This is a genomic window from Synechococcus sp. N32, from assembly GCF_900473895.1.
GTDB lineage: Bacteria > Cyanobacteriota > Cyanobacteriia > PCC-6307 > Cyanobiaceae > Parasynechococcus.
The window spans coordinates 274677-296341 of the sequence record NZ_UCND01000015.1 but is presented as its reverse complement, the minus strand read 5'-3'; the positions used below and the strand labels follow the sequence as shown (position 1 = coordinate 296341).

Annotated in this window: 31 protein-coding genes; 15 read left to right on the top strand and 16 right to left on the bottom strand. The window is 61.6% G+C overall.

Annotated features, from left to right (window positions below; translation table 11 throughout):
* Positions 1-115 precede the first annotated feature (115 nt).
* Both DXY35_RS10130 and DXY35_RS10125 read left to right on the top strand, forming a co-directional pair.
* The gene (locus DXY35_RS10130) at positions 116-1189 is read left to right on the top strand and encodes a class I SAM-dependent methyltransferase (protein ID WP_115082187.1); all 1074 of its coding nucleotides are present in this window, start codon (positions 116-118) and stop codon (positions 1187-1189) included.
* A gap of 74 nt (positions 1190-1263) precedes the next feature.
* Complete coding sequence (locus DXY35_RS10125) at positions 1264-1578, top strand: copper-binding protein (RefSeq protein WP_115082186.1); 315 nt, start codon at positions 1264-1266, stop codon at positions 1576-1578.
* 13 nt (positions 1579-1591) lie between these two features.
* On the opposite strand, the gene DXY35_RS10120 is transcribed toward DXY35_RS10125, so the two are convergent.
* A complete protein-coding gene (locus tag DXY35_RS10120; protein WP_115008949.1) occupies positions 1592-1861 on the bottom strand; it encodes a hypothetical protein in 270 nt (89 codons plus the stop codon).
* Positions 1862-1910: 49 nt separating this feature from the next.
* On the opposite strand from DXY35_RS10120, the gene DXY35_RS10115 reads away from it, so the two are divergent.
* Positions 1911-2165 (top strand): DUF6439 family protein, encoded by a 255-nt coding sequence (locus DXY35_RS10115; RefSeq protein WP_115082185.1) that lies wholly within the window; start codon positions 1911-1913, stop codon positions 2163-2165.
* On the opposite strand, the gene DXY35_RS10110 is transcribed toward DXY35_RS10115, so the two are convergent.
* Both DXY35_RS10110 and DXY35_RS10105 read right to left on the bottom strand, forming a co-directional pair.
* Entirely contained in the window at positions 2125-2562 is a 438-nt protein-coding gene (locus DXY35_RS10110) for an ATP-binding protein (protein WP_115008947.1), read from the bottom strand. The genes DXY35_RS10115 and DXY35_RS10110 overlap by 41 nt on opposite strands.
* A gap of 53 nt (positions 2563-2615) precedes the next feature.
* Positions 2616-3335, bottom strand: coding sequence for a GUN4 domain-containing protein (locus tag DXY35_RS10105; protein ID WP_115082184.1), 720 nt, complete (start codon positions 3333-3335; stop codon positions 2616-2618).
* A 39-nt stretch (positions 3336-3374) separates the two neighbouring features.
* Between DXY35_RS10105 and mnmH the strand changes: the two genes are divergently transcribed.
* The 4 genes from mnmH to DXY35_RS10085 are packed head-to-tail and all read left to right on the top strand — an operon-like array spanning position 3375 to position 6894.
* Complete coding sequence (gene mnmH / locus DXY35_RS10100; protein ID WP_115082183.1) at positions 3375-4418, top strand: tRNA 2-selenouridine(34) synthase MnmH; 1044 nt, start codon at positions 3375-3377, stop codon at positions 4416-4418.
* Between the two features lie 30 nt (positions 4419-4448).
* Entirely contained in the window at positions 4449-4832 is a 384-nt protein-coding gene (gene psb28, locus DXY35_RS10095) for a photosystem II reaction center protein Psb28 (protein ID WP_115082182.1), read from the top strand.
* Positions 4829-5908, top strand: coding sequence for an AI-2E family transporter (locus DXY35_RS10090; RefSeq protein WP_115082181.1), 1080 nt, complete (start codon positions 4829-4831; stop codon positions 5906-5908). Before psb28 ends, DXY35_RS10090 begins: the two co-directional genes overlap by 4 nt.
* A complete protein-coding gene (locus DXY35_RS10085) occupies positions 5905-6894 on the top strand; it encodes an AI-2E family transporter (RefSeq protein ID WP_115082180.1) in 990 nt (329 codons plus the stop codon). The genes DXY35_RS10090 and DXY35_RS10085 overlap by 4 nt, the downstream gene beginning before the upstream one ends.
* Before the next feature lie 149 nt (positions 6895-7043).
* Here DXY35_RS10085 and DXY35_RS10080 read toward each other — a convergent pair whose 3' ends face one another.
* On the bottom strand, positions 7044-7223 hold the full coding sequence (locus tag DXY35_RS10080; RefSeq protein WP_115132528.1) for a hypothetical protein: 180 nt from the start codon (positions 7221-7223) through the stop codon (positions 7044-7046).
* A 128-nt stretch (positions 7224-7351) separates the two neighbouring features.
* Between DXY35_RS10080 and DXY35_RS10075 the strand changes: the two genes are divergently transcribed.
* The gene (locus DXY35_RS10075) at positions 7352-7573 is read left to right on the top strand and encodes a hypothetical protein (RefSeq protein WP_115082178.1); all 222 of its coding nucleotides are present in this window, start codon (positions 7352-7354) and stop codon (positions 7571-7573) included.
* On the opposite strand, the gene DXY35_RS10070 is transcribed toward DXY35_RS10075, so the two are convergent.
* The 8 genes from DXY35_RS10070 to DXY35_RS10035 form a co-directional block, all read right to left on the bottom strand.
* A complete protein-coding gene (locus DXY35_RS10070) occupies positions 7570-7791 on the bottom strand; it encodes a hypothetical protein (protein WP_115082177.1) in 222 nt (73 codons plus the stop codon). The two genes, DXY35_RS10075 and DXY35_RS10070, sit on opposite strands and share 4 nt — an antisense overlap.
* On the bottom strand, positions 7784-8773 hold the full coding sequence (gene secF / locus DXY35_RS10065; RefSeq protein WP_115082176.1) for a protein translocase subunit SecF: 990 nt from the start codon (positions 8771-8773) through the stop codon (positions 7784-7786). Before secF ends, DXY35_RS10070 begins: the two co-directional genes overlap by 8 nt.
* A gap of 3 nt (positions 8774-8776) precedes the next feature.
* Positions 8777-10258, bottom strand: a complete 1482-nt coding sequence (gene secD / locus DXY35_RS10060) for a protein translocase subunit SecD (protein ID WP_115082479.1) — start codon at positions 10256-10258, stop codon at positions 8777-8779.
* A gap of 5 nt (positions 10259-10263) precedes the next feature.
* Positions 10264-11247: a pyruvate dehydrogenase complex E1 component subunit beta gene (locus DXY35_RS10055; RefSeq protein ID WP_011364166.1), complete on the bottom strand. Its 984-nt coding sequence runs from the start codon at positions 11245-11247 to the stop codon at positions 10264-10266.
* A gap of 182 nt (positions 11248-11429) precedes the next feature.
* Positions 11430-11747: a DUF3082 domain-containing protein gene (locus DXY35_RS10050; RefSeq protein ID WP_114989036.1), complete on the bottom strand. Its 318-nt coding sequence runs from the start codon at positions 11745-11747 to the stop codon at positions 11430-11432.
* Entirely contained in the window at positions 11744-12667 is a 924-nt protein-coding gene (ispE, locus tag DXY35_RS10045) for a 4-(cytidine 5'-diphospho)-2-C-methyl-D-erythritol kinase (protein WP_115082175.1), read from the bottom strand. Before ispE ends, DXY35_RS10050 begins: the two co-directional genes overlap by 4 nt.
* 9 nt (positions 12668-12676) lie before the next feature.
* On the bottom strand, positions 12677-13501 hold the full coding sequence (rsmA, locus tag DXY35_RS10040) for a 16S rRNA (adenine(1518)-N(6)/adenine(1519)-N(6))-dimethyltransferase RsmA (protein ID WP_115082174.1): 825 nt from the start codon (positions 13499-13501) through the stop codon (positions 12677-12679).
* A 14-nt stretch (positions 13502-13515) separates the two neighbouring features.
* On the bottom strand, positions 13516-13878 hold the full coding sequence (locus DXY35_RS10035) for a YraN family protein (protein WP_115082173.1): 363 nt from the start codon (positions 13876-13878) through the stop codon (positions 13516-13518).
* Positions 13879-13956: 78 nt separating this feature from the next.
* Here DXY35_RS10035 and DXY35_RS10030 point away from each other — a divergent pair, with 78 nt between their 5' ends.
* From DXY35_RS10030 to DXY35_RS10010, 5 genes are read left to right on the top strand one after another with little or no spacing between them, the layout of a single operon-like run.
* The gene (locus DXY35_RS10030; protein ID WP_115082478.1) at positions 13957-14442 is read left to right on the top strand and encodes a pentapeptide repeat-containing protein; all 486 of its coding nucleotides are present in this window, start codon (positions 13957-13959) and stop codon (positions 14440-14442) included.
* 3 nt (positions 14443-14445) lie between these two features.
* The gene (locus DXY35_RS10025; protein WP_115082172.1) at positions 14446-14874 is read left to right on the top strand and encodes a hypothetical protein; all 429 of its coding nucleotides are present in this window, start codon (positions 14446-14448) and stop codon (positions 14872-14874) included.
* Positions 14871-15305, top strand: a complete 435-nt coding sequence (locus tag DXY35_RS10020; RefSeq protein ID WP_115082171.1) for a 23S rRNA (pseudouridine(1915)-N(3))-methyltransferase RlmH — start codon at positions 14871-14873, stop codon at positions 15303-15305. The genes DXY35_RS10025 and DXY35_RS10020 overlap by 4 nt, the downstream gene beginning before the upstream one ends.
* Positions 15306-15314: 9 nt before the next feature.
* Positions 15315-16172 carry a hypothetical protein gene (locus tag DXY35_RS10015; protein WP_115082170.1) on the top strand — a complete coding sequence of 286 codons (858 nt, stop codon included), beginning with the start codon at positions 15315-15317 and terminating at the stop codon, positions 16170-16172.
* 2 nt (positions 16173-16174) lie between these two features.
* Entirely contained in the window at positions 16175-16774 is a 600-nt protein-coding gene (locus tag DXY35_RS10010) for a 2OG-Fe(II) oxygenase (RefSeq protein WP_115082169.1), read from the top strand.
* Here DXY35_RS10010 and DXY35_RS10005 read toward each other — a convergent pair.
* Positions 16743-17132, bottom strand: coding sequence for a hypothetical protein (locus DXY35_RS10005; RefSeq protein WP_244273093.1), 390 nt, complete (start codon positions 17130-17132; stop codon positions 16743-16745). The genes DXY35_RS10010 and DXY35_RS10005 overlap by 32 nt on opposite strands.
* A gap of 88 nt (positions 17133-17220) precedes the next feature.
* Between DXY35_RS10005 and DXY35_RS10000 the strand changes: the two genes are divergently transcribed.
* Both DXY35_RS10000 and DXY35_RS09995 read left to right on the top strand, forming a co-directional pair.
* Entirely contained in the window at positions 17221-17652 is a 432-nt protein-coding gene (locus DXY35_RS10000; protein WP_011364155.1) for a LexA family transcriptional regulator, read from the top strand.
* A gap of 12 nt (positions 17653-17664) precedes the next feature.
* Complete coding sequence (locus tag DXY35_RS09995; RefSeq protein WP_115082167.1) at positions 17665-18939, top strand: Y-family DNA polymerase; 1275 nt, start codon at positions 17665-17667, stop codon at positions 18937-18939.
* A gap of 21 nt (positions 18940-18960) precedes the next feature.
* Here DXY35_RS09995 and DXY35_RS09990 read toward each other — a convergent pair whose 3' ends face one another.
* The 3 genes from DXY35_RS09990 to dnaG are packed head-to-tail and all read right to left on the bottom strand — an operon-like array spanning position 18961 to position 21618.
* Positions 18961-19257: a hypothetical protein gene (locus DXY35_RS09990; RefSeq protein WP_115082166.1), complete on the bottom strand. Its 297-nt coding sequence runs from the start codon at positions 19255-19257 to the stop codon at positions 18961-18963.
* Positions 19257-19514 carry a hypothetical protein gene (locus DXY35_RS09985; RefSeq protein WP_115082165.1) on the bottom strand — a complete coding sequence of 86 codons (258 nt, stop codon included), beginning with the start codon at positions 19512-19514 and terminating at the stop codon, positions 19257-19259. Before DXY35_RS09985 ends, DXY35_RS09990 begins: the two co-directional genes overlap by 1 nt.
* Before the next feature lie 55 nt (positions 19515-19569).
* Entirely contained in the window at positions 19570-21618 is a 2049-nt protein-coding gene (gene dnaG / locus DXY35_RS09980; RefSeq protein WP_115082164.1) for a DNA primase, read from the bottom strand.
* Positions 21619-21665 lie beyond the last annotated feature (47 nt).

Sequence of the window (21665 nt, the reverse complement as noted above, 5' to 3'; positions counted from 1 at the left end):
TCAGCGCCCGTGCATCCCACGACCCGCCTCCAAGAAGGCGGGTTTTTTTTGTGGACTGCTAGCCACGCGATTGTGCGCCTCATTCGTTGGAATGGGGTCGTTGTCTGAATCCGCGATGGCGTCAACGCCCCTGAGCAAGCTTGCGTACCAAACGCTTCAGCAAGGCAAAAGCATCGCGGGCCTGGCCCACAAGGAGCTGAGCACCAAGCTGATGGAGCTGTTGGCGCCAGATGCGGTGCCGAAAACCGAGCCCGTGTCCGCCGAAGTTCTTGGAGAGCTGCAGCTGGATATGAAGAAACTCCAGGAACAGGACTGGCAGGACGCCGAACAGGGGATCTACCCCGAGCAGTTGTTGTTTGATGCACCCTGGCTCGACTGGGTCAGCCGCTACCCGCAGGTTTGGATGGATCTTCCCTCCACCTGGGATCGACGCCGCGAGCGCAATGTGCGGGATCTCCCCAAGGAAACCGAAAAAGCGCTCTACCCCGAGTACTACCTCCAGAATTTTCACCATCAAACCGACGGCTACCTGAGTGACCATTCGGCTGGTCTTTACGACCTGCAGGTGGAAATCCTCTTCAATGGCACCGCCGATGCCATGCGACGCAGGGTTTTGGCTCCGCTGAAACGTGGCTTGAAGCACTTCGCAGACCGTGCTCCGGGTTCCCTCAAGATTCTTGATGTGGCTACCGGCACCGGCCGGACCCTGCAGCAGATCCGCGCCGCCGTTCCCCACGCGCAACTGATCGGAACCGATCTCTCCGAGTCGTACCTGCGTCAAGCCAACCGCTGGCTGAATGACGGCGATGCATCGCTGGTTCAGCTGATCCGTGCCAACGGGGAATCACTGCCCTTGGCTGATGAATCGGTTCAGGCAGTCACCAGTGTGTTCCTGCTGCACGAACTTCCGGCGGATGCCCGCCAGAACGTGCTCAACGAGGCCTGGCGGGTGCTTGAACCCGGTGGTGTGTTCGTGCTCGCCGACTCTGTGCAGATGGCCGATTCAGCCAAGTTCGCCTCCGTGATGGAGAACTTCAGGCGCGTCTTCCATGAGCCTTACTACCGCGACTACATCGGCGACGACATCGACGCCCGCCTCTCAGCTGCAGGGTTCGAAGGCATCACCGCGGAAACCCACTTCATGACGCGGGTCTGGTCGGCACGCAAACCCATCCCAGAGGCCAGCTGAGGGGATTCCCTGACAGCCTCCCTTGCACGAACGGCTGCGAGCCATAGGGTGTGCTGAATCCCGAAGGGAATGTCATGACCAATCCCTTCCGGCTGCGTTGGCTTCAGGGCTGGACATTCCAGGTGGTGCTGATGGAAGGCCATGTGCAGGTCGAAGCCCATGGCTTCGGTATCTGCCTGCGCACGGCCGTGATGCCTGGGGAAAGTCCTCAGTCTGCAGCCGATCGTTTGGTGTTGTCTGAAGATCGTCGCAGGCGAGCCCTGCACAATGCCTGGCTTCGCGGTCAGGACATGGCACTGCACGCGGGGGTTACACCCACGAAGGAATCAGCACCGGCCTCGAATTCGCTGGTGGTGGTTGGCCAGGCCCATTGCCAACGGGTGGCCTGATCTTCTTATGCGTTCAAAGCTGCGCCAGCAGCCAGGCCAAGGCAAAGCCTGCTCCACCGAAGCGTAGGGATCTCCAGAAGCGCTCCCCAGACACTGGGGAGAGGGCCCAGCCCACAGGCCGTTGCGTGATCAGATTCGCAGCAAGTTTGCGGCGCTGCAGCCATCGCCGCGCCGCAACACCCGACCGGGCATGGGCCTGACATTGCCCTTGCAACACCAGCCGTGAGGCATGGTGCAACCAACGCAGTTCACGAACGCGTCGTTGGCCTTTGCGCTGTTCCACGCCATTGCGCCCACATCAACCGAAACTAGATCGATCTGCTGATTCAGGGATGACTTCACCTGACGCCCCATGGCCCGACTCCGCTACAGCCAAGGCGGAAGAACTGCACCAGTTGCTCCGCATCGGCGATCGCGACTGGCATCAGCTGAAGAGCAACCGACAGCGGCGTGGAGCTGAGTTACTAGCAGCAGCGATGGTGCAACTGCTCCGCCAAGGGGACAGCACCGACGTGGAGAACCTGACCCAACAGGCACTGGGGTGGTTCAAAGGAGAGCTGAAGGATCCGGGCTGTCCGCGTCATTGACGGGCCGACGGCAGGCCAGCTGCAGGCGATTCCCCCGACGGCTCCAGCGCACATCATCAAAACATTGATGGATCAGGAACAACCCACGCCCGCTAGGAGCATCGAGAGCCGGCGGCAGGGTGGCTGTGCGGGACTGTTGTGGGAGGCCGCAACCCTCATCCTGAACCTGCCAGACCATCCAGTTGGGCGTGAGGATGCGGCGAACACGGAGCTTCTTGGCGGGGTTCTCGGCATTGCCATGGCGAACGGCATTGACCAGGGCTTCATGCAACCCCAGCTCAATCCGCTGACTGGTGAGAACACAACCGACGGGCTCTGTCAGCAGCTCCAGCAGAGGAGCCAGCTGCAGGGTCGACGGCAAGGTGAACTCAGCCCAGCGAAACCTCTTGGACGGCACAGTGGGGCCCGTTGACGTCGGTGTTTCGAACTTACCGTTAATGGGAAGCCCCGTCAGGATCTGCGGGCCACAAGTGCCGGATGCTTCAAGAGGGAATCCATCAGGCGAACGCCACGGAGCTGGTTGATCAACGGCATGTGCCCCTCTGGAGCCTCGATCGACCAGGTAAAGGCACCGGGATAACGTGTCCAGACGCCATCACATTTCCAGCCAATCCGGGGCCAAAGGCGTTCGTAACGCCCATCGAGGGCTGACAGCAACTGGGACTGGGCTGTGAAGCCGAAGCGACCTTGGGAATAGACCGTCCAGAGGCGATCAAGACTGACTAGATCAACGCCTGACATCGGCGCAACTTCTGTGAAGTAGACGTAGCCCCGCTTCACGGCGGCATCACCGGCCAATTCACGCAGGCACTGGCTGGTGACGCGATCCGCCTCTTCAAAGTTCTGATCCAGCAGCTCCTGCTGGAGCGGCCCGTAATCCAGGCCAACTCCGGAATCAGTGGTGAACCAACCTCGATCGGACGACGGAATGAGAGCGGTGATTGCATCGGGCTGGTGGCGCTGCAACACCTGCAAGATCCAACCTGCAGCCCAGTCATCACCGGCGGGGTCAAAGCCAGACAGAAGGTCTGGGCCCACCGCAGCCAACTCCTCGGCGCGGGTTTCGATCTGCTTGATCAGCGGACGACGCTGGCGAGGTGTTCCCTTCGCGAAACGATCCAGCAGCTGATCGATGCTGAGTTTGGTGGCGGGTGTGGAACCGGAGAGCATGAGTGGCAACCGGCCCCAACTGGCTCGGTGTTGGCCACTATGTCAGGCATGGGCGAAACAAGTTCAATCGAGATCCAGCAGCTTCGTGAGCTGAAAGGTCCACTGGTGGACGTTCGCAGCCCCAGCGAATTTGAAAAGGGGCACTGGCCCGGCGCCATCAACGTGCCGCTGTTCAACGATGAGGAACGTGCCGCAGTGGGCACCGCTTACAAGCAGCAGGGACGCACACCAGCGATTCACCTGGGGCTTGAACTCACCGGCCCCAAGCTCAGCAGCCTGGCCCGCCAATTGGACAACCTGCGTCAGCAGGGGGAACCACGGATCTACTGCTGGCGGGGCGGAATGCGCTCGGCCAGTGTGGCCTGGCTGGCCCAGCAGATCGATCTCAAGCCAAGGCTCCTTCAGGGGGGCTACAAGAGCTATCGGCGCTGGGCACAGAGCCGCTTTGAGCAGATCTGGCCCCTTCGCGTGATGGGAGGCCGCACGGGAACAGGGAAAACCGATCTGCTGTTGGCCATGGCCGCGCGCGGTGCAGCCGTGGTTGATCTGGAAGGGCTGGCCAACCACCGCGGCAGCAGTTTCGGCGGTCTGGGTCTGCCGGATCAACCCAGCACCGAGCACTACGAGAACCAATTGGCTGAGGCTTTGGACCAACACCAACGCTGTGGAGCCACAGCCATCTGGTTGGAAGCGGAAAGCATCCAGGTGGGCCGCTGCCGCATTCCCAAGGCCCTGTTCGATCAAATGCAAGAGGCGCCTGTGCTGGAGATTCAGCGCGACCTCGGGGAACGGGTGAACCAATTGGTGCAGGTGTACGGCCACCAGGGGGGAGCCGCCCTGGCTGAAGCAACCGAACGGATCAGCCGTCGCCTGGGGCCCCAGCGCACCAAGGAAGCCCTTGAAGCGATTGCCAGGGAGGACTGGGCCACCGCCTGCCGCGCCACGCTCGATTACTACGACCGCTGTTACGACCATGAACTGGCGCGATCGCCCAAACGCGACACGATCGATCTCTCAGGGCTCAGCGCTGATCAAGCCGCCGAGACCTTGATCAACGGCGGGTTAGTTGAAATCCCCGCTTAGGATCGCCCCCATCGATGGTTCGAGAACGGCATGAGCAAAGCGGCGATTCAGTTTTTTCGCGGGGTCAATGAGCCGGTAGTGCCCGACATCCGCCTGACCCGCAGCCGCGACGGCCGCACCGGTCAAGCCACCTTCCGTTTCGAGCAGCCTGCTGCGATTGCTCCCGAAACCATGGGTGACATCACCGGAATGTGGATGGTGGATGAAGAAGGCGAAATGGTCACCCGCGAAGTGAATGGCAAATTCGTGAACGGCACCGCCAGTGCCCTCGAAGCCGTTTACTCATGGAAGTCCGAGCAGGACTTCGAGCGTTTCATGCGCTTCGCCCAGCGCTACGCCGATGCCAATGGCTTGGGTTATTCACAAAGCCAGGATTCCAATCAGACTGTAGGGGCCGACGACCAACAAGCTTGAGACTGCCCCAGTGGCTGTTTCTGACAGCCTTCATTGCAGCCATCGTTCTGCTGTGGTCACTGCGTGAGCTGCTGCTGCTGATCTTTGCGGCAGTGGTTCTGGCCATGGCGCTGTGCACCTTGGTGGGCATTCTTCGCGAGCGGCGGCCGATGCAAAGGCCCCTGGCCCTGTTGCTCTGCATCGTTGGGTTGTTGTTGTTGGTCGCCGGTGCGGCTGGTGTTGTTGTCCCCCCGTTTCTCGAGGAATTCTCACTGCTGTTGCAGAAGCTGCCCGAAGCGGGTCAGACCCTGGTGCGGCTGGGACTCGGTTGGATCGACAGCATCAGTGAGGCCATCTATGGCGCCGATGCATTCCCCGACCTGGATCAACCGGGCCTGAACGGTCCGCTCCAGCTTGTTCCCGACAGTTCATCCCTCGCCGCTGGTGTGGGTAGTGGGTTTCTGGGTCTGCTCGGTTTGGCGGGCAACCTCGGCAACGGCGTCCTGCGGCTGTTGTTCGTGGTGGCGGTGGCTCTGATGATCAGCATTCAGCCCCAGGCCTATCGGAATGTTGGCCTGCAGTTGATTCCCTCCTTCTACCGACGCCGAGGGCGTCGCATCCTGGATCAGTGCGGTGCTGCCTTGAGCAGCTGGATGGTGGGTGTGCTGATCAGCTCCTTGGCCGTGTTTGTGCTTTGCAGCCTTGCGTTAACGCTGTTGGGCGTGAAGCTCGTTCTGGCCAATGCACTTCTTGCAGGGCTGTTGAACGTGATCCCCAATGTGGGACCAACCATGAGCACGATCTTCCCAATGGCGGTGGCTCTGTTGGATGCACCCTGGAAGGCCGCTGCGGTGCTGGGTGCCTACGTGGTGATCCAGAACATCGAGAGTTACGTGATCACGCCATCGGTGATGCACCACCAGGTGAAGCTGCTGCCCGGATTGACTCTGGCGGCTCAGTTCCTGTTCACACTCCTGTTTGGCCCCCTCGGTCTGCTGATGGCGCTGCCGTTGGCGGTGGTGCTGCAGGTGATCATCCGTGAAGTCGTGATCCACGATGTGTTGGATCGCTGGAAACGCCTGGAGCCGGTTCGATGACTGCCGGCACGTTTCTCATTGCACTCACCTTGGTGGTGCTGGTGCTTTTGCTCTGGCACCTGCGTTGGGTGCTGCTGGTGCTCTTTGGCGCCGTGGTGGTGGCCGTGGCCCTGGATGTGCTGATTGTTCAGTTTCAGAAGCGAACCCCACTGGAGCGCCCCCAGGCCATGGCGGCGGTACTGGGGATTTTGATCTTGGCCGGGGGGCTGCTGGGGCAACTGCTGGTGCCGGAACTGATCAGCCAGTTTCAGCAACTGGGAGAGGATCTGCCGCAGTTGGTCAGCAAGGTGTCCGACCTGCTGAGCAGTGAGCCACGCCTGGCGCAGCTGAATGACGCTTTGGGGGAGGGCCTCAACCTGAACGGCCTTCAGCCATTGCTGGGGTTCGCAGGAGGTGCAGCGAACTCGCTGATTCAACTGTTCTTGATGGTGCTGCTCGCGATCCTGCTGGCCTTGGATCCAAGCGCCCACCGGCGCATGGTGGTCGTCATGACGCCCCGACCCGCCCGGGAGCGGATGGAGCACCTGCTCGACGAGTGCAGGCAAGCGTTGGGGGGTTGGCTCAGTGGCATGACCCTCTCCGCCACCACCGTTTTTCTGCTCACCTGGGGCGGCTTGTTGCTGCTGAAGTCCCCCCTGGCCCTGTTGAGCGCCCTGGTTTGTGGCCTGCTCACGTTCGTGCCGACCATTGGGCCTACGGCGGCAACGCTGCTGCCCACGGGATTGGCCCTGCTGCAGTCGCCGCAATTGATGCTGTCGGTGCTGGTGCTCCGGCTGGTGCTGCAGAACCTGGAGGCATTTCTGCTCACACCACTGTTGCTGCGGAAAACCGTGAATCTGCTGCCAACGGTGGCTTTAACGGCTCAGCTCAGCCTTGGCGCTCTTCTCGGGCTTCCGGGCGTGCTGCTGGCCCTTCCGTTGGTGGTGGTGCTTCAGGTGTTGATGCAGCGGGTGGTGGTGCAGCAGATCATGGACCGCTGGGCCTGAGGACAACTCTGAAAGATGTAACCCAGCGAACATCGTGTAGCGGGGGTCACATCTGAGACCCGCACTGTATGAGTATTTTTACGGAGTCGTGAGAACGACGCGTCGAGCCTTGGGACTCTTGGGAGAGGGTCCCATTTTTTTCGACCACATCAGAGCAGGTGACGTTTCTTTTTTTCGCTCGAATCACGCTCCCGCTCAACCGCCTGCCAATAGGCCGCAGAGACCGCCACCTCTTGACCACGCTCAATCTTGTTCAAGCGCGTCTTCAGAGCTTCCACCTCAGCACGCAAGCCGAAGACCACCTCGCTGAGACCAGGATTCAACTCCATGGAACCTGAGCAACCAAATGTGTCGTAGCTCAGGCTTCCCAAGAACTGACGTTCATAGCGATACCGAAAAGCCACCTCCACGCCCTTCAATCCAATAGTGTGTCCAAGAGGTCGTGAGACGAGCGGGCTTGGACGTCATCTTCAATTTCTCCCGTTACGAGGAACTGAGGCAGGCCGTGATGCAGCTGGTTCGCGAGAATCTTGACTCCGATTTGCTGCAAGAGGAAGCCCACGATCTGTTCGAATCGTGGTGGGCCTCAACCCACAGCCAGGGGCAGTGGAACGCCGAGGTGAAACAACGCACCTGGGATTCGATCTGGCGGGAATTCGGCAACGGCCCCAAGCGCTAACCGAAACGACGCCAGAGAGAGCCGGAACCCAGCAAGACCACCACAGCGAGCTGATGATGCCGAATGGCATAACCAAGCCCTGTGATCGTGAACTGATCACTGAGCAGCAGAACTTCGGTGCGCAGATCAGCCAGAGCCAGCAGGATCAACAGAATTGGAAACCAACGGGCCGAAACAGCACGGCGTCTCCGCTCTGAATCACCCCTGGATTTAGTCACGGGAGCGGTCCCACAGCGTGAGCAACGAGGGCGCCAGGGCGATGCTCGACCAGGAACCAACAACAACCCCGAGGGCGAGGGCGATGGCAAACCAATACAGGGTTGCTCCACCGAAACACACGAGCGCCAAGAGAGGCAGAAGCGTGGTTCCGCTGGTGTAGAGCGTTCGGGTCAGGGTGGCGGACACCGCTTGATCCACCTGCACTGAAAGCGGCAGGTCGGCAGCATCCTTGCTGCGTTCACGGATGCGATCAAAGACCACCACCGTGTCGTTGACCGAATAACCAGCAATGGTCAGCAATGAAACCGCAAAGAGGCTGTCCACCTCCAGCTGGAGCACAACCCCGAGCCAGGCAAAAACTCCACAGACGATCGCCACGTCATGGGCCAGCGCCACCAGAGCGAGAAAAGCGTAGCGGCGGTCGTAGCGGAAGCTGATGTAGGCCGCAATACCGCTGAAGGCCACCAACAAAGAAATCAGACTGCTGCGCAGCAATTGTTTGCCCAGGCTCGGCCCGATCGTGTCGACCGATTGACCACCGGAGAGGAATGGCCCTGCAACGGGTTCAACCGCTTCAATCACCGCTTGGCCCTGGGCAGCCGACAACGTTGGCAGGCGCAGCAACAACGACTGACCGCCATCCAGAAGCTGAACCCGGGGAGCACCCAGGTTGGGGAGAGGTTGACCCTCCTCCTGGGGCAGCTCCAGGCTGCGGATCACATCCGAGACCTGAATCGCCTTGAGCTCGGCGCAGGCGTCATCACAGCGACGCTCCAGTTGAATCTGCGTGCCACCGGTGAAATCCAGACCCGGACGGAGGGGAGCACGAATCGCAGGATCCAACCAGCTGAGCACCAGGCCCAACAGGCTGATCAGAACCACCAGACCAGAAACGAGCCACACCTTGCGGCGCATGCTGCTGAGGGACCAGCGCAATCTGAGGACCGTTGCCGCTTGTGCCGATGACGATGCTTCAGTCATGGTTCAGGCGGTGGGGGAAGGAAGTTGCCCGGTGGGCAGAAAGTTGCTGGCACGACGCAGACCGGCGTAGCCCATCAGGAAACGAAGCAGGGTGCGGGTGCAGGTCAGGGCCGTGAACAAACTCAGCAGAACACCAATGCCCAGGGTCGCGGCAAAGCCCTTGACCAGGCCGGTGCCAAGGAAGAAGAGAGCTGCACAACTGATCAGCGTGGTCAGGTGACCATCGACGATCGATGAAAAGGCCTCGGAGAAGCCTGTATCGATCGAGCGGATCAAGGTGTTGCCCCGCCGCAATTCGTCCTTGATCCGTTCAAAGATCAGCACATTGGCATCCACGGCCATGCCGATCGAGAGGATGAAACCAGCGATTCCCGGCAGGGTGAGGGTGACCGGAATCAAGGCGTACACCGCCAGGTTGAAAAGGGCATAAAGGCTGAGGGCCATCACAGCCACCGCCCCTGGCAGGCGATAGGCCACCACCATGAACACCGCCACCAGAGCCAGGCCCGAGAGGGCGGCCACCAGGCTGCGGCGGATGTTCTCTGCTCCGAGCGTGGGCCCGATAGTGCGGACCTCGATCACTTCAACGGGAAGGGGCAGGGAGCCGCCGCGGAGCTTCACCTCGAGCTCACGGGCCGTTTCCGCACTGAAATTGCCACTGATGGTGGCTGCACCACCAGAGATTCCAGCACTTTTGAACTGGGGGCCAACGCTGGCGGCACTGATCAGCTGATCATCCAGAGTGATGGCCAGCAACCGGTCGGTACCGGCAATCGATTTGGTGAGGTCAGCGAAGGCCTCAGCACCCTCACCATCGAAATTGAGGGTCACCTCCCAGCTGTTCGGGTTGTTCTGGAGCGGTTGACGGCCTGCCGTCACCAGCTGCTTGCCCGTCAGGGCTGCTGGCTCAAGCATCGTGAGCAGATCGGCATCAACCTTCTTCAGAAGCTCGCGGAGCTGCTCCTCTTCCGAGCTGGCCTGCCCATCCAGACCCAGGGTCTGCTGGGTTGACTTCAGCTGAGCCAGATCCAAAGGCTCCGGGGTCTCACCACGGCGGATCTGATCTTCACGCAACCTGAGGATCGCTTCCACCTGGGAACGGAGCTGCCTCAGACCTCGGAACTCTGCTTCGGTGTCGGCTTTTTGGGCACGAAACTCCAACAGGGCTGTGTCGCCGAGAACCCGCGCAGCAGCGGTGGGATCCTGCTCACCTGGGAGCTGCAGAACGAGCTGCGACTCACCCACCGTCTGAAGGGTGGACTCAGCCACACCAAGACCGTTGACCCGTCGATCGAGCACGGCTTTCACCGCTTCCATCTCTTCGGCACCAACGCGGGTGATTTCTCCAGCTGGCTTCACCTCAACGGTGAGCTGACTGCCGCCCCGCAGATCGAGGCCCAGTTCCAGCGGCGTCCGAACCAAAAACATCCCGGCGGCGATCGCCAGGGCAAGAACAAGGGCAAACCAACCCTGATAACGCGCCATCAACGTCAGATGCCCTTGTTGACCAACGCCTGCGCCGCCTCAACGATCTGATGCGGCTGAATGATCGTGAGGTTCTCGAGAGAACCGTTGTAGGGGGTGGGGATGTCCTGACTGGAAAGACGCACAGGCCGGGCATCCAGATCGTCGAAGCACTGTTCGGTGATCAGCGCAATCAACTCGGCCCCGATGCCGCCGGTCTTCATGCATTCCTCCACCACGATCACCTTGTTGGTCTTGCGGATGGAGCGGCTGATCGTCTCCATGTCGAAGGGCTTGAGGCTGATCAGATCGATCAGCTCAACGCTCACCCCCTCTGCCTCCAGTTGCTCCACAGCCTTGAGGCAGTGATGACGCATCCGGGAGTAGGTGAGGATCGTCACATCGGTGCCTTCCTTCACCAGATCCGCCTGGTCGAGGGCACAGGTGTAGTCGCCTTCGGGGAGCTCCTCGCTGAGGTTGTAGAGCAGAACGTGCTCGAAGAAGAGCACGGGGTTGTTGTCGCGAATCGCGGCCTTCATCAGACCTTTGGCATTGGTGGGCGTGCTGCAGGCCACGATCTTGATGCCGGGGACGGCATGGAAGTAGGCCTCCAGCCGTTGGCTGTGCTCAGCGCCAAGCTGACGACCCACACCGCCGGGGCCGCGCACCACGGTGGGAATGGTGAAGTTGCCGCCGCTCGTGTAGCGGAGCATCCCCATGTTGTTGGAGATCTGGTTGAAGGCCAGGAGCAGGAAGCCCATGTTCATGCCCTCAACGATCGGCCGGAGACCGGTCATCGCGGCACCAACCGCCATTCCGGTGAAGCCGTTCTCAGCAATCGGGGTGTCGAGCACCCTGAGATCGCCGTATTTCTCCGCCAGATCCTTGGTGACCTTGTAACTACCGCCGTAGTGACCGACGTCCTCCCCCATCACGCAGACGTGGGGGTCTCTCCCCATCTCCTCGTCGATGGCTTCCCGGAGGGCGTTGAAGAGAAGTGTTCCTGCCACGGCGTCACAGTGATCCCGGCCAATCCGGGTGGTGAAGCCAAGCTATCTCAGTCAGCGCAGGGTCAACCGCCCGCCGCGAAGGTGAACAACAACAAAACGGAAAGCAGCATGGCCGGAGACAGCAGCAACGCCAGCTGGCCGAGGTCGTGGGGCGTCATCCAAACCCTGGCAATGAGCGGACGCTAGGCAGGGTTCTGATCGCGAGCCGTAAAGAGACTGCGAAGAAACACCAGGGTCAGGCCAAGGGCCACAAAACCCGTGCTGAAGGTGGCCAGGAAGGACAAACCCACCAGAAGGGTCTTCAGGGTGACAGCGATGTTCTGGGCAATCGGCGAGCTGTAGTGCGGGGGATGAACGGCGAAATACACCACCATCCGCCGACTCAGGCCCAGGGCCAGCCAGGCCAACAGCCCGGCCGTCAGCGCTCCGGAAAGAAAACTCAGCGGACCTTTGCGCGGATCCTGTGGTTCGGGGCTCTCTGGTGTGGGGACATCAGTCATGCCTCGATCCTCACGCCATCGCTGCGAAGGGCGCAAGACCAGGCCTTCAGGCCGGCGCGGTCCAGCTGGGGAGTGAGCTGATCCTGCGCCTGGCGACATGACGCCAGATCGGAGAACAGCGCGAAACAACTGGGTCCAGAACCACTCATGGCCACCGCCAGGCTTTCGGGAACGCTGTTCAACAGATCGAGCGCCGAACGCACCGCAGCTGTTTCAGGAGCAACCACCTCCTGCAGGTCATTGCGCAGGGGAGGTGGCAGCTCGCTGCGCAATGGCTGGAGCCAATCAACGCTGCGCAAGGCTTGCCGGCGTTGTTCAAAAGCCGCCTCGTCAGCGAGGTAGTGGGATTGATTTAGCTCACGGCAACGCTTGTAGGCCCAGGGCGTTGAAACGGTCACCGTGGGGTCTTTGACCAAGAGCACAGCCAGGGGTTGAGGCGTTGGTGGCACAGCTTCCAGTTGTTCGCCTCGCCCGAAGCAGAGCTGACATCCTCCGGCCACACAGAAGGGCATGTCTGAACCGAGCTCAGCGGCCATTCGCTCCAGATCCGCGGGGCTGTGGCCCAAGCCCCACAGAGCATTCAGACCAACCAGTGCCGCGGCGCCGTCGCTGGAGCCACCAGCCAGGCCAGCACCGATGGGGATGCGCTTCTCGAGATGAATGGACGCCCCCAATTCACTGAAACCCGAACGGTCCCGCAGCAACTGGGCCGCCCGGAGGATCAGGTTGTCGTCGCCGACGCTGAGGCTGGCGTCATCGCAGGTGAGGCTGAGTTGTGCATCAGCGGTGTTCTGAAAGCTCAGGCGATCCGCCAGTTCGATGCTCTGCATCACCATGGCCAGCTCATGGAAACCGTCCGAGCGCAGCCCCAGGACCTCCAGGTGCAGGTTGACTTTGGCCGGGGCCGTCACCGTGATCATGGTGGTTGTTCAGTCGCCCCGATTCAAACCCCTGGCCAGGGCGACCCAGGTGGCGGGCGCGAGTTCCTGGGGGCGTTGCTGCAGGCTGAAACCCGCGGAGGCCGCCAGCTCCTTCAAGCGGTCTGGCTCAGCCACACCCGCCAGGGTGTTGCGCAACATCTTGCGCCGGGCCAGAAACGCCTGCTTCAACAGCGATTCCACCCGGGCGGCCATAGCCGGCTCCACCCGCTCCGAGGCCGGCAAGGGCTCCAGGCAGATCACTTCCGATTGCACCTTTGGCGGCGGCTGGAAACAGCGCGGCGGCACCGGACACACCGAACGGCACCGGGCCAGCAGCTGCATGCGCACACTCAGGGCGCTGAAACTGCTGTGGCCGGGTCGGGCACGAATCCGCTCCGCGACTTCCTTCTGCACCAGCAACACAAGCCGTTGGTAGGGCGGATCCACCGGCCGGTCCAGTCGGCCCACCAACCGCTCCAGCAGTGGGCCAGTGATGTTGTACGGAATGTTGGCCACCACCTTGTCGGCGATGCGGCCATCACTCAATTCCAGTGGGGCTTCAAGAACATCGCCCTGATGGAGGCTGAACCCAGGCTGAGCCTCAAAACGTTCCTGAAGACCATCCACCAGATCGCGGTCGAGCTCAATCGCATGCACCGCCTTCAGACCCGCGGCCAGTAGACGCTCGGTTAATGCCCCGCGACCGGGCCCCACCTCCAGCACCCGATCGGTGGACTGCAGGTCAGCAGCCTCGATGATTCGTTGCAGCACGGATTCGTCCCGCAACCAGTGCTGACCAAAGCGCTTGCGGGCGTGATGTCCGGAGAAACCCATGGGTCAACTGTGCATCAGCACAGCCGCTCCATATCAATCCAGCGAATCGTTCGGCGGGACGTCATCAAGGGAACAAGGGCCAGCTTGACCCGGAGCAGCTGCTCAGCAGATGCCGGATGCACAGCTCTCCAGCAACTGATCGCGCGAGCCATGCGGCGCCGTTTGGCGGAATGAAAGGCATCAAGGCCATGGCAGTCCCGATGCCCCGTGCGACGGCCCTTCACCTCCACCACCAGCAGCTGCTGCTGCCGCTCCAGCACCAGATCGAGCTCGCCCCAGCGGCAGTGCCAGTTGCGGTCCAGCAACCGCCATCCCTGCGCTTCCAGCTGCTGCAAGGCCTGCTGCTCCGCCCAGCCACCGCTGCATTGAAACCCCACCGGCTTGAACCCTCACGTCTTGGTTCAAACCATTCCCCCCTGGAACGGTTCTAGGGTTCGGCGGTGATGGTTCCGATCATGGGCAGACGCTTCACGGCCGTACTGATCTCTCTGGTGGTGTTCACATGCCAGTGGCTGATGGCGGCTCCGGCCCACGCCGCGATTGATGTGGCCAAACAGGTGTTGATTGGGGCCGACTACTCCAACAAGGACCTGCGGGGGGCCACCTTCAACCTCAGCAACCTGCGCGAAGCCAACCTGTCCGGGTCTGATCTGCGGGGAGCCAGCCTCTACGGCGCCAAGCTGCAGGATGCCGACCTCAGCAGCACCGACCTGCGCGAAGCCACCCTGGACGCCGCTGTGATGACAGGCACCAACCTTGAGGATGCCGTGCTGGAGGGGGCTTTTGCCTTCAACACCCGCTTCAGCGATGTGTTGATCACGGGGGCCGACTTCACCGACGTTCCCATGCGCGGGGACCAACTCAAAAGCCTCTGCGCCGTTGCCGACGGAACGAATTCCGTCACGGGCCGCAGCACCCGTGAAAGTCTCGGTTGCGCCTGAACCATGAGCTTTGATCCCCGCAGCCTCGAGCGCCTGCGTGAGTTGGGGCGTCAACTCCCTGCACGCCTGCCGGAACCGGAGAAGCCTGCGTCAGCTCCCAAAGCCAGCCAGGTGCGCCATCGCGTTGAAACGGAGAAGAACCCCGAGGAGCTCTTCCGGGAACTGATGAAGGCCAGCCAGGACGGCACCGTTCCTGAGCACCTGATGGAGCGCCTCAAACAGTTGGAGGCCCAACGCAAACCATCGGCTCAACCATCGCCGTTTAACAACAACGACACCACCCCAGCCCTTGCCGCACCAGCGCGCAACCAGCCCGGACCGGGAAAAAACACCCAGCCGAAACGGCCTAGGGTGAACCCGGGCAGCGAGGAGGAAAGCCTCTACGTGGCTTTCGGGCAGCTGCTGCTCGAGGATGAGGGAGACGACGTTTGAACCCGGCCCGTTGCCGGATTCTTGCGGTGGGCAAAGTGCGTCGTGGCTGGATTCAGGACGGCATTGACCTCTACCTCAAACGCCTGCCTGGGTTGACCATCAGCGAACTGCGCGACAGCAATCCAGACAAGGAAGCCGATGCCATCAGAGCGGCCCTGCGACCCGACGAAACCCTGATCGCACTGATGGAACAGGGCGACACCTTGGCGTCGGTTCCCTTCGCGCGACGTCTCGAGCAATTCGGCAACCAACGGCTGGCCTTTGTGATCGGTGGGGCCGACGGTCTGACGGCTGAGCTCAAGGCACAGGCCAAATGGCGCCTGAGCCTTTCACCGATGACCTTCCCCCACGAACTGGCGCGGCTGATGCTCGTGGAACAACTGTTCCGAGCCCAGGCGATTGTTCAAGGCAGCCCATATCACCGTGCCTAGGGTTCGGCGATGGTCGCCGATCTTTCTCCCTCCACCATGCGTCTGGCTCTGCTCTCACCGATCCATGGCCAGTCGATTGATCACATCGCCCGCCAACTGGAGAACTACAGGGTGTTTCTTGCACCCTTTGAATTGCGACATTACTTCCATATATCTCTGGAGAGTTACCCAGAGCTGCAATCCGACCTCACCGCCTACGCCGAACGGGAGGGTCACAGCATCGTCTTCACCCAACACAGACGAGCCACTTGGCGTTACTGCACTGCTGATGCCTTATCAGAACTCATCAAGAGCGCACTAATAGACCCTTCAGAGCATGATGCCGTCCTCATTCACACCGACGCCGACCTGCTCTTCTCAACCAAGATCAAAACATCAATTCTCACTAGAATGGTTCACTGTGGCGAAAAAAAATTCAAAACTCGTACCAAATGGAAATGGATCAAACATTCACTCTCCGACCCTAGAATCAAGACATTTACAGATCGGTATTTCGAAGGAAACTTCAACAACTTAAGCAGAGGTCGCGTTTGTGGCAGCTTGATCCCTTGGAACATTTTTGAAAAATTCAGCAACACCTACCTTTCCGCTTTCGACAACAACTACTTCGAATCAACCACCAAGACTCAATGGCCCCTGACAGAGGTCACAATTCCTACAATACTCAGAATGATTACAGGAGATGAACAGGATTTTCTTCCTCCTCTGATTACAGCACCCAAAAAAAAATTGATAACTGTTCGCGACATCAAACGCGCGCTCAAACAGGGTGAAAGCTTCGGGCTCAAGAAAATTGCCCGCGACACCGACAGCGACGCGTTTCATTACCTCATGCGCCTGCAGGCCCAAGCCGCCGAGGAGACCTGACCGTGCTTCACATCATCGACAACCTTCTGCCCGCCAGCGCCCTTCAGGACCTACGCGACCTCTGTGACATCCACGGGCGACTCAAGGAGGAACACGACGGTGATGCTCAATTCAGCTGGCGACCCGAGAGCGGTGCTCCCCGCACCATCCATGCCCCTGCGCAGCAAGCCGTCGTCGACCGCTACCTCGACGACGCCCTTCTTCCCCTGGCCACCGCGTTCGCCCCCCAGCGGGCCGGAGTCGAGTGGTGGTGCAACACCAACAACGATCTCGACTGGCACATCGACAAGGACGAGCTGGAAGGTCGACGCAGCGGCCGTTTTCTGCTTCCGTTGCTGTCCACCGTGTTCTACCCCCACGTGAGCTGCGCTGGCGGCGAACTGCTGGTGGCCGACAGCCCTCCGATCGAAAACGGATACCAGGGGCCGTTACCCACATTCCGCTCGGCGATCTCGATCCCGCCGGTGGTCAACCGTCTGGTGCTGTTCTCCCCCGGCATCCTGCACCGGATCAACCCGTTCGAAGGCGATCGCTATTCCGTGGCCGTGAACATCTGGGAGCAAGCGCCCCTCACCACAACGGCTGCAGAGCCACCGGCTTGAATTTTTCGATCGAAACCGTCCAGGCCCGCGGGGAGAAAGCCTGCAATGCCGCTTTGAACGCGGCCGTATCCCCCGTGTTCAACCAGTCCGCCTTGAGCCTGGGCACGTCCTCCGGCAGCCGTTCCATCGGCAGCTCCACCAGCAGCAGGCTGTCGGCTCCAGCCGCACGTTGCAGCACACCCTGATCACTGCGCTGCCACACCCGTAGCAACAGCTCCAGCACCAGTGCATGGCCCAACGCCTCCGGGGCCTCACCCTGCGGAGTCACCTCTTTCTGAGACCGTCCCCCCAGGGGCAGGGCGCGCCGGCCCTGCTGATCGATCAGCGCCATGGCCACGAGGTAAGGGGAGTCAGCCAACACCAGATGTCGAAGGCCACCATCCTCACCGGATCCTCCCCACAGCGAGCAGTACATGCGTACTATTTAGTCAGTTGTCGCTGCTGCCGTGGAGCTCCAACACAGACCGCTTCCCCTGCAGCCCAAGCGCAGTCGGCTCACGCTGCCCCTGGCCGGGGAACGGGTCGCCGCTGGCTTCCCGTCCCCCGCCGATGACTACGTCGACGTGGGGATCGACCTCAATGAACAGCTGATCCGGCATCCCACCAGCACCTTTTTCCTGCATGTGAGCGGCGAATCGATGACCGACGCCGGCATCCACGACGGCGATCTTCTGGTGGTCGATCGCAGCCTCGACCCGCGCCCGGGCCAGGTGGTTGTAGCTGTGCTCGACGGTGCCTTCACCCTCAAACGCCTGATGCATCATCGCGGCCGGTTGCGCCTGGAAGCCGCCCATCCGGACTATCCGCCACTGGAGCTTCACCGCTGCGGCGAAGTGCAGATCTGGGGCGTCGCCATCCACGTGATCCATCCGCTCTGAAGCGACATCGCCATGCCTCAGGCCACGGCCCTGATCGATGGAAACAACTTCTATGCCTCCTGCGAACAGAGCCTGGATCCGGCTCTGATCGGTCACCCCGTGGTGGTGCTGTCCAACAACGACGGCTGCATCGTTGCGCGCAGTGCCGAAGCCCGTGCCCTCGGCATCCGCATGGGGACGCCGTACTTCAAGGCGCGCCGGGAGCTGGAACGGCACAACGTGGTGGTGCGCAGTTCGAACTACGCCCTTTATGCCGACATGAGCCAGCGGATGATGAGCCTGCTGGAGGCCCACTGTGAAGAGCTGGAGGTGTATTCGATTGACGAGGCCTTCGGGAGAATTCGTCGTCCCCGCGATGGCGACCTGCAGGGTTGGGCCCGCCAGCTGCGAGCACGGGCACGGCAGAACCTCGGCCTACCGATCGCCATCGGCTTAGGGGCCAGCAAGGCTCAGGCCAAGCTGGCCAATCGCCTGGCCAAACAGACCCCAGACCATGCCGGGATGTTCGACCTCGGCCAGTGCGACAACCCTGATCGCTGGCTGGAAACCATTGCGATTGAGGATGTCTGGGGAATCGGTCGACAACTGGCCCATTGGTGTCGCCTGCGGGGCGTCAGCAACGCACGACACCTCCGGGACATGCCGAGCGGTGAACTGCGCGCCAAATGCGGCGTGGTGGGTCTGCGGCTGCAACGGGAGCTGCGGGGCCATGCCTGCCTGCCGCTGGAGCTGGCACCAGCACCGAAGCAGGAAACCTGCGTGAGTCGCAGTTTCAGCCGACCCATCACCAGCCAGGAGGAGCTGCACCAGGCCATCACCACCTATGTGGTGCGCGCCGCCGAGAAATTACGCAGGCAACGGCAACGGGCAGCAGCCCTCACCATCTTCACCCGCACCAGCCCGTTCGCTCCTGGGTTTTACAGCCAAGCCGCCAGCACGCAGCTGGACCTGCCGAGCAATGACACAGCCGTGCTGCTGGAAGCGGCACGCCCCTTGGTGGCACGGATCTTTCGCCCCCACCGTCCACTGGCCAAGGCCGGCGTGCTGATGCAGCACCTGCAGAGCCACGACATCCTGCAGACCCATCTGATGGTGCCGATGAGTGAGCAGCAGCAGCAGAAACGGGAGTGCCTGATGCAGACCATCGACCGGATCAATCGGCGTTACGGGCGTGGAACCCTGCAATGGGCCGGTTGCGGACTGCAGCCCAGTTGGTTGATGCGGCGTGAGCAACTCAGCCGCGCCGCCACCACCCGTCTGCAGGATCTACCGGTGGTGAAGGCCTGACCCACAGCGTTGAGCCAGGCCTCAAACCTCCTGCAGCAGCTGGATGACCTGCTCACGGGTGCTGAGCAGCAAGACCATCCGCTCGCCGTGGGCGTTGAGACCCGTCTGCTCCCGCACCAGATCGGTGCTGGCCAACGCCAGTCCTCCGGTTTCAGTGAACAGCACCGGCAGGGTGCCCTGGTGCCCTCGCATGCCCTGCAGATCCAGCGCCTGACGAACAGCCCGCTGAGCCTTCTCGGAACCCAGACGCTCCACGAAGGCCGGCCAGAGGTGGTTGACCGGATCGAGCACGGCGAAATCCAGCTGCGAATCAGTCATCAGGACGGCAACAACGCAAGGGCTTCGCTGATCATCTGCGGGGTGACGGCAATGCGCTCAAGCGGATCAGCATTGTCGAGGTAGGCGTCAAACGAGGCGAAGCGCTCGATCACAGGGTCGGCCCCCTCGGCGGCGCAAGCCTCGACCCAATCCCCCTCCTCCGGCTTCACCACGACGTAGGCCTGCAGCGCTTCCTCCAGATCACCGCCGTCGCCGACGCCCTCACCGTGCCAGATCGCTTCGAAGAATTCAGACATCTTCAACTCGAGGAACAGATCCTGATGCAGTTTGCCCAGACCACCGGCCCATGGCTCAGGCGGCCGGGGGAACGGTGTAGCTGGCGCAACGTTGCTGATCCAGATGGCCGATGTGTTTTCGCTCGGTGTAATACAGCTCCTGGTAGCGCAGCGCATCACGGTTGAGGTCATCGAAGAGGGCCTGAATCCGTACCTCCATGTCCACGGAGGCCTGATCTGACGAAGCCTCCTGATCAATCAGAACAGCGATGCAGGATTCCAGGGTTTGCAGACGCTGGCCGCCCCAGGCCTCCAACAGGTGCCGGCAGCGCTTCAAGCTTTTCTGACGCTCCAGCAGAGCAGCAATGCCCCGCAGCTGCTCCAGGGGCTCCGCCAGGGCAACACGCTGCAATTCACCTGGCTCCAAAAGGGGCGTCAAGCGGGACAACAGCGCACTGCTCTCCAGCAGAAGCTGATCGGTGAGCAAGCGGGGCAGATCGATGAGATCCAGACCCTCGCCGTCGTCGTCGCAACGGCTGATCGACTCCATGCGCCCCTCACCCAGGTTGGTCTCCTCGAGATCCGTAATGGCCGCCCAGAGATGGCGGTGATGGGGAATGGCGAAATCCTCCAGTTCGCGTTTGCGCAGTTCCTGGCGAATCGTGGCCCGATGCCGGGGGCAATGCAGATACAGCCGCAGCAGATCGGCCTCACAACGCTCCCGCTGTCCGGATTCACCGGGCTGCTCGTGACGGCTGGAGCGCCCATGCCAACGCTGGCCCTTCACCTGCTGCCGCAGGTCGTCCTCGAGCTGAAGCGCCAGGCGTCCCTGGCCACCACTGAGGCGCTCCGCCACCCGTTGGAGGTAGTGGGTGCGCACGGCGGACTGGGGCAGTTTGCCCAGCAGCCCCACCAGGGCCGTAACCGCCTGTTGGAACTGGTCGGCCCGGCTGAGATCGCGCTGCTCCAGCACCTGCTCGATCTGCCAATCCAGCCAGAGGGGGGCCTGATCGAGCAGAGCGCGGTAATCGCCGGCCCCGTTCTGTTTGAGGAACTCATCGGGGTCCTTGCCTGAAGGGAGGTGCAGAACCCGCAGCTCCAGCTGGCCCTGCATCGCCAGCTGCTCCACCTCACCGATGGCTCGATTGGCTGCACGGACACCGGCGCCGTCGGCGTCGAAATTCAGAACGATCCGCTTGCTGTCGCTGACGCGGCACAACTGGGTGATCTGCTGACTGCTCAGGGCCGTGCCGAGGGAGGCCACAGCGTTGGTGATGCCAGCGGCATGCAGGGCAATCACATCGAAATAGCCCTCCACCACCACCGCCCTGTCGTCCTTGCGGATGGCATTGGAGGCCTTGTCGAGACCGAACAGATGCTTCCCCTTCTCGAACACTTCGGTCTCGGGGGAGTTGAGGTATTTCGGTTCACTGCCATCAAGGCTGCGTCCCCCGAAACCGATCACCCGGCCCTGACGGTCATGGATCGGCACCATGACCCGATGGCGGAAGCGGTCATAGAACCCGTTGCCTCCCTTGCGGGGAACCACCAGCCCAGCAGCCTCGAGAAGCTCGGGCGCCAGCCCCTCAACTTGCTGAAGATGCTTCAGCAGGCCATCCCACTGATCCGGCGCATAGCCGAGTTGAAAGGTCTCCTGGGTGGCGGGACTCAACCCTCTGGCCTCACTGAGGTACTTGAGGGCCTCTGCGCCAGCAGGCGCCATCAACTGGCTGCGAAACCAACCGGCAGCCAGGGCCAGGGCCCGCTGCAGTTTGTCCCTGCGGGACAACTGTTGCCGCAGCCGTTCCTGCTGCGGACCATCCACCGTCTCGATCGGCAGCTGATAACGCCGCGCCAGATCCAGCACCACATCGCTGAAACTCTGGCGCTGGAACTCCATCAGGAACTTGATGGAGTTGCCGCCAGCACCACAGGAGAAGCAGTAGTAGAACTGCTTGGCGGGCGACACCGTCATCGACGGTTTGCTGTCGTCATGGAACGGACAGATCCCGACGAATTCCCGTCCCTTCTTCTTGAGCACCACGTGCTCGCCCACCACATCAACGATGTCGGCCCGTTCCTTGACGGCCTCAATCGTTCTTGGGTGCAGGCGGGCGTTCACCATCGGTCCATTCTGCGAAGTCGCAGGGTTCCGTGCACCCCGTCATCAGA